We start from the raw sequence: 556 nt of genomic DNA, 5'->3' as shown, positions 1-556 counted from the left end.
CAAGTTAATTTTGTCACTGAAAGCTTGCCCTTTCAAACAATAAAACCCACACTTTGTCAAGATTTATCATACTATACCTTTTATACGAAGCAAAAAGGTAGCAGACATTATTCCTCAAAATTCCCCACCTCAACACGCATAAAATGACCTGTTTCCTGTTCCATACTCCATAATTCACCACTTGAGATATCAAACCAAACCCCGTGCAACGTCAAAATACCCTGATCTTTACGCGACTTTATCCAGGGAAATGTTTCTAAATTTTTCAACGAATGACGAATAGAAAGTTTCTCTAATGCGGTCTGCTGATCTGAAGGGGTCAACGACTTGTTTTCAATAATTGTTTGTGCTGCTGGTATCAAAAGACTTATCCATTGACCAATAAAATCATTTGCGGATAAAGACTTGCACGTCCCCTCAAGAGCAGTGTTCACCCCCCCACAATGGGCATGACCAAAAACAACAATATGCTTCACCTCAAGCAATTGGACAGCATATTCAATCGCTGCTGATGTTGCATGATACTGATTATCAGGAGAAAAAGGAGGAACCAAAT

General features: G+C 39.4%; 1 protein-coding gene. It reads right to left on the bottom strand.

The window, feature by feature from the left end; translation table 11 throughout:
- Positions 1–107: 107 nt before the first annotated feature.
- A partial coding sequence (locus ACFIO5_RS13325; protein WP_375705673.1) for a carbonic anhydrase occupies positions 108–556 on the bottom strand: 449 nt, incomplete at its 5' end.

The organism is Bartonella sp. AA86SXKL (assembly GCF_042196885.1).
Note: the sequence above shows the minus strand (reverse complement) of the source record. Positions and strands in the feature narration are given on the sequence as shown.